Annotated in this window: 4 protein-coding genes; 1 reads left to right on the top strand and 3 read right to left on the bottom strand. The window is 64.1% G+C overall.

Annotation, left to right across the window (positions count from 1 at the left end):
- Window positions 1–1,494, top strand: a 1,494-nt coding sequence (locus Q1J79_RS14990) for a tetratricopeptide repeat protein (RefSeq protein ID WP_300301887.1), incomplete at its 5' end; no start/stop codon positions are given.
- A gap of 71 nt (window positions 1,495–1,565) precedes the next feature.
- On the opposite strand, the gene Q1J79_RS14985 is transcribed toward Q1J79_RS14990, so the two are convergent.
- The 3 genes from Q1J79_RS14985 to Q1J79_RS14975 all read right to left on the bottom strand — a co-directional run.
- Complete coding sequence (locus Q1J79_RS14985; protein WP_300301884.1) at window positions 1,566–2,627, bottom strand: Fe(3+) ABC transporter substrate-binding protein; 1,062 nt, start codon at window positions 2,625–2,627, stop codon at window positions 1,566–1,568.
- A gap of 122 nt (window positions 2,628–2,749) precedes the next feature.
- Window positions 2,750–3,529, bottom strand: coding sequence for an alpha/beta hydrolase (locus tag Q1J79_RS14980; RefSeq protein WP_300301881.1), 780 nt, complete (start codon window positions 3,527–3,529; stop codon window positions 2,750–2,752).
- A 10-nt stretch (window positions 3,530–3,539) separates the two neighbouring features.
- Window positions 3,540–4,385 (bottom strand): benzoate-CoA ligase family protein (locus Q1J79_RS14975; RefSeq protein ID WP_300301878.1); only part of this gene is annotated, 846 nt, incomplete at its 5' end.

Below are 4,385 nucleotides of genomic sequence, written 5' to 3'. Positions count from 1 at the left end.
GATCCCCTGGCGATGGCGTCCGCCCTGCTGGCGCAGGGCCAGGTCGATGCCGCCCGCAGGCTGCTGGACGACCTGGTGAAGAAAAGCCCACGCCGCGCCGATGCCTGGTTCGGCCTCGGGCAATTGCACACCCAGCTTGGCGAGGCCAAACCCGCCGCGCAGGCCTTCAAGCGCGCCATTCAACTGGCCCCGCAGGTGGTCGACGGTTACGTCCATCTCGGCAACGCCTATCTGCGCCAGGGCCGCGTCGCGCAGGCGATCGAGACCTATCGCGATGGCCTGAAGCAGCAGCAGCATCCCCTGCTGCATTTCAATCTCGGCGTGGCCTTGCGCCAAAGCGGTGACATTCCGGGCGCCATCGCCAGCTACAAGACCGCCATCGAGCAGCATCCCGCCTATGCCCAGGCCTATTTCAGCCTTGGCAATGCCTATCGCGACGCCGACCAGACCAATGAGGCCGAGGCCGCCTATCGCCAGGCGGTGGCCCTGGAGCCGGGTTTTGCCGATGCCCATGCCAATCTGGCCGGCCTGCTGGCCACGCGGCAGGATTTCCACGGCGCCATCGACAGCTGCCTGAAGGCGGTGGCCCTGGCGCCGAACCATCCTCATGCGCTGCGCAACATGTCGCTGTCGCTCTACAAGATCGGCGAATACGAACAGGGCGCGGAAGTCACCTTCCGCGCCATCGCCGTGGCGCCGGACGACACCATGCTGCAATACCATATGGGCGAGATGCTCTATGGCATGATCCGCGCCGGCCAGACCGACAAGGCACAGCGCTACGCCCGGCAATGGCGCGAGACCTGCAAAGCCGATCCGGTGGCGCAGCATATGGCCGCCGCCATCCTGGGCGAGAATGCTCCGGCGCGCGCCGACGACACCTATGTGCGCGAAACCTTCGACCGCTTCGCCGGCGATTTCGAGAAGACGCTGGCCGGGCTGGGCTATCGCGTGCCCGAACTGCTCTGCGGCGCATTGCAGCAACAGCTTGGCGCGCGCCATGGCCTTGCCATCCTCGATGCCGGTTGTGGCACCGGCCTCTGCGCCCCGTTGCTGAAACCGCTGGCCAAACGGCTGGTCGGCGTCGACCTCAGTGGCGGCATGCTGGCCAAGGCGAAAGCGCGTGGCCTCTACGATGCGCTGCACGAGGCTGAACTGGGCGCCTTCCTCGGCAGCGCGGCGGAGCGTTACGACATGACGGTGGCCGCCGATGTGTTCTGCTATTTCGGCCTGCTCGACCCGACCCTGCAGGCCATCGCAGCGAAAACCACGCCCGGCGGCCTGCTCGGTTTCACCGTCGAGGCGATGCAGGGCCCTGCACCGGCGGAAGGCTTCAAGCTTGGCCCGACCGGACGTTACCAGCATGACGAAGGCTACCTGCGTCGCGCGCTGCAGCAAGCGGGCTTTACGGTACTCAGCCTGGAGCAGACCTATGGCCGCGAGGAAATGGGCCAGCCGGTGCCCTGCTTCATGGTGATCGCGCGGCGGGCCTGACGCTGCGTATTGGCGATGAATAAAAAAGGGCGGGAAATCCCGCCCTTTTGCATTGCCGTGGCAATAGCCAGTTACTTCCAGCCAGCCCGGTCCATCAGCTTGAGCGCCGCTTCGTTGTTCTTGCCGAACACCGCGGCATTCAGCGTGTCTTCCTTGAATTCCGACCAGGCGGCAATCACCGGATGCAGTGGCACGCCGCCAATCACCGGGAATTCGTAATTGCCCCTGGCGAAATATTCCTGCGCCTGCTTGGAGGCGAGGTATTCGAGGAACTTGATGGCATTTGCCTTGTTGGGCGAATGCCTGGCCACGCCGGCGCCGCTGATATTCACATGGGTGCCGCGATCGCCCTGGTTGGGGAAGATCACCGCCAGATTGGCAACAATGGCCTGATCCTCAGGCTTCTTCGAGCCCAGCAGGCGCGCGAAGTAATAGGTGTTGGACAACGCCACATCGCCCTCGCCGGCCGCCACCGCCTTGATCTGGTCGGTGTCGCCGCCCTTCGGCGCGCGGGCGAAATTGGCCACCACATGCCGAGCCCAAGTCTCGGTCGCCTCAGGCCCCAGCGTGGCGATCATCGCGCCGACCAGCGACTGGTTATAGACATTGGTCGACGAGCGGATCAGCAGGCGACCCTTCCATTTCGTATCGGCCAGATCTTCATAACGGTTCAGCTCGCCGGCCTTCACCTTGGTCTTGTTGACCACGAAGATGCGGGCGCGCTTGGAGAAACCGAACCAATGACCATCGGGTTCGCGCAGATGGGCCGGAATGGCCTTTTCCAGCGCCGCGGATTTCACCGGCTGCAGCAGACCCGCTTCCTGGGCACGCCACAGGCGGCCGGCATCCACGGTGATCAGCACGTCGGCCGGGCTCTTGTCGCCCTCGGCGCGCATGCGCTGCAGCAGCTGGTCCTCGCTGGCTTCCAGCCGGTTGATCTTGATACCGGTTTCCTTGGTGAAATTGGCGTAGAGCGCCTCGTCGGTATCGTAATGCCGCGAGGAATACAGGTTGATCACCTTGTCCTGCGCCGCGGCGAGGCCGGGCAGGCCAAGGATCGCGGCGCCGGCCAGCAGCCCGAGCATGGCAACACGGCGGGTTATGGAGGGTTGGCTGAGAGTGGCGAGACGCATGCCTCTGCTCCTGTAAGCGGGATGGTTGTTTATGCGATTAACTTTCAGGAGCAGAAACTAGCACCCACCCTGACCAGCAGCAAGTGAGACTGACTTTCAATTTTATGTAGCGAGTCGCGCCTTCAGACCGTCAGCTTACGGATGAAACTGGCAATCGCGCCAAGAGTAACCTCGGGCTGGTCCCGTTGGGGGGAGTGGCCGCAAGCTGGCAGCATCAGGGTCTCCGCCCCCGCCACCCGGCGGGCAATGGACTCGACCTGCGCCGCCGTGCCGTATTCGTCATCCTCGCCCTGGATCACCAGGACCGGCGCCGTGATGCGGTCGACATAGCCCTCGATGTTCCAGCGCAGGAAACCCGGATTGAGCCAGCCATCACACCAGCCATGGAAGGCGCAATCGACATTGTCGCCATGATAGCGCTGCAGCCGCGCGCGCAGGTCGCCGCTGGTATAAGCCTCGTTGGCGGCGCGGATCGAGGCGACCGAAACCGCCTCGCAGAAACTGTGTGGCGCCATGACGGCCAGTCCCAGCAGGCCATCATGCGGGGTGCCAGCGTAAATCAGCGCAATCGAAGCGCCATCGGAATGCCCGACCAGGATATGGCGCCGGATGCCCAGGGCCGCCAGCAGTTCGGGCAGCCCCCGTTCGCCTTCCTCATGCATGTAGGTGAGTGGCCGGGGCAGCGCGCAGGGGCTGGAGCCGCCATAGCCGATGCGGCTGTATACCAGCGCCGGCAGACCGGTGGCCGCCGCCACGCGATCAGGGAAATCCTTCCATAACGCGACGCAGCCCAATCCCTCATGCAGGAAGACCAACACAGGCAGACCGGCATCGCGCGGACCGACCCAGCGATATTCGATCCGTCCGCCGCTCAGCTCGACATGGCTGCAATCTGCCGTCATGCCCAATGCATCATGCCTTGTCGCGCAGTTTGAAACGCTGGATCTTGCCTGTGGCCGTCTTGGGCAGTTCGCCGACGATCTCGACCCAGCGCGGATACTTGTAAGGCGCCAGGCGATCCTTCACGAAGGCCTTCAGTTCATCGGCCAGCGCGTCTTCCGCACCGATGCCAGGCTTGAGCACCACATAGGCCTTGGGCTTGATCAGATCGTCGGTGTCGGCATGGGCCACCACGGCGGCTTCCAGCACCTTGGGATGCGCCAGCAGGGCGGATTCGACCTCGAATGGCGAAACCCAGATGCCGCTGACTTTCAGCATGTCATCGGAACGGCCGGCATAGATGTAATAGCCGTCATTGGTGCGCAGGTATTTGTCGCCGGTGCGCGTCCATGGGCCATGGAAGGTGGCGATGCTCTTGGTGCGGTTGTTCCAGTAGGCCATGGCGCTGGACGGGCCACTGACCAGCAATTCGCCGATGCCGCCCTGCTCCACGTCCTTGCCATGCTCGTCGACGATGCGCAGGTCATAACCCGGCACGGCTATGCCGGTGGTGCCGTAGCGCACGTCACCCGGCCGGTTCGACAGGAAGATATGCAGCATCTCGGTCGAGCCGATGCCGTCCAGAATCTCGACGCCAAACAGTTTTTCCCAGCGCTTGCCGATATCCTCGGGCAAGGCCTCGCCGGCCGAAACGCAGCGGCGCAACTTCGCCGAACCGCTCTCTTTCGTGATCCCTTCGGCGGCAAGAATACCGGCATAAAGCGTCGGCACGCCGTAGAAGAGGCTGGCCTGATGGTCTTTCAGGCGCTTCATCACCGCCGGCGGCGTCGGCCGCTCGGCCATCAGCACGGCCGTGGC

Origin of the sequence: Ferrovibrio sp., from assembly GCF_029255545.1 — a bacterium.
Taxonomy (GTDB): domain Bacteria; phylum Pseudomonadota; class Alphaproteobacteria; order Ferrovibrionales; family Ferrovibrionaceae; genus Ferrovibrio.
Note: the sequence above shows the minus strand (reverse complement) of the source record. Positions and strands in the feature narration are given on the sequence as shown.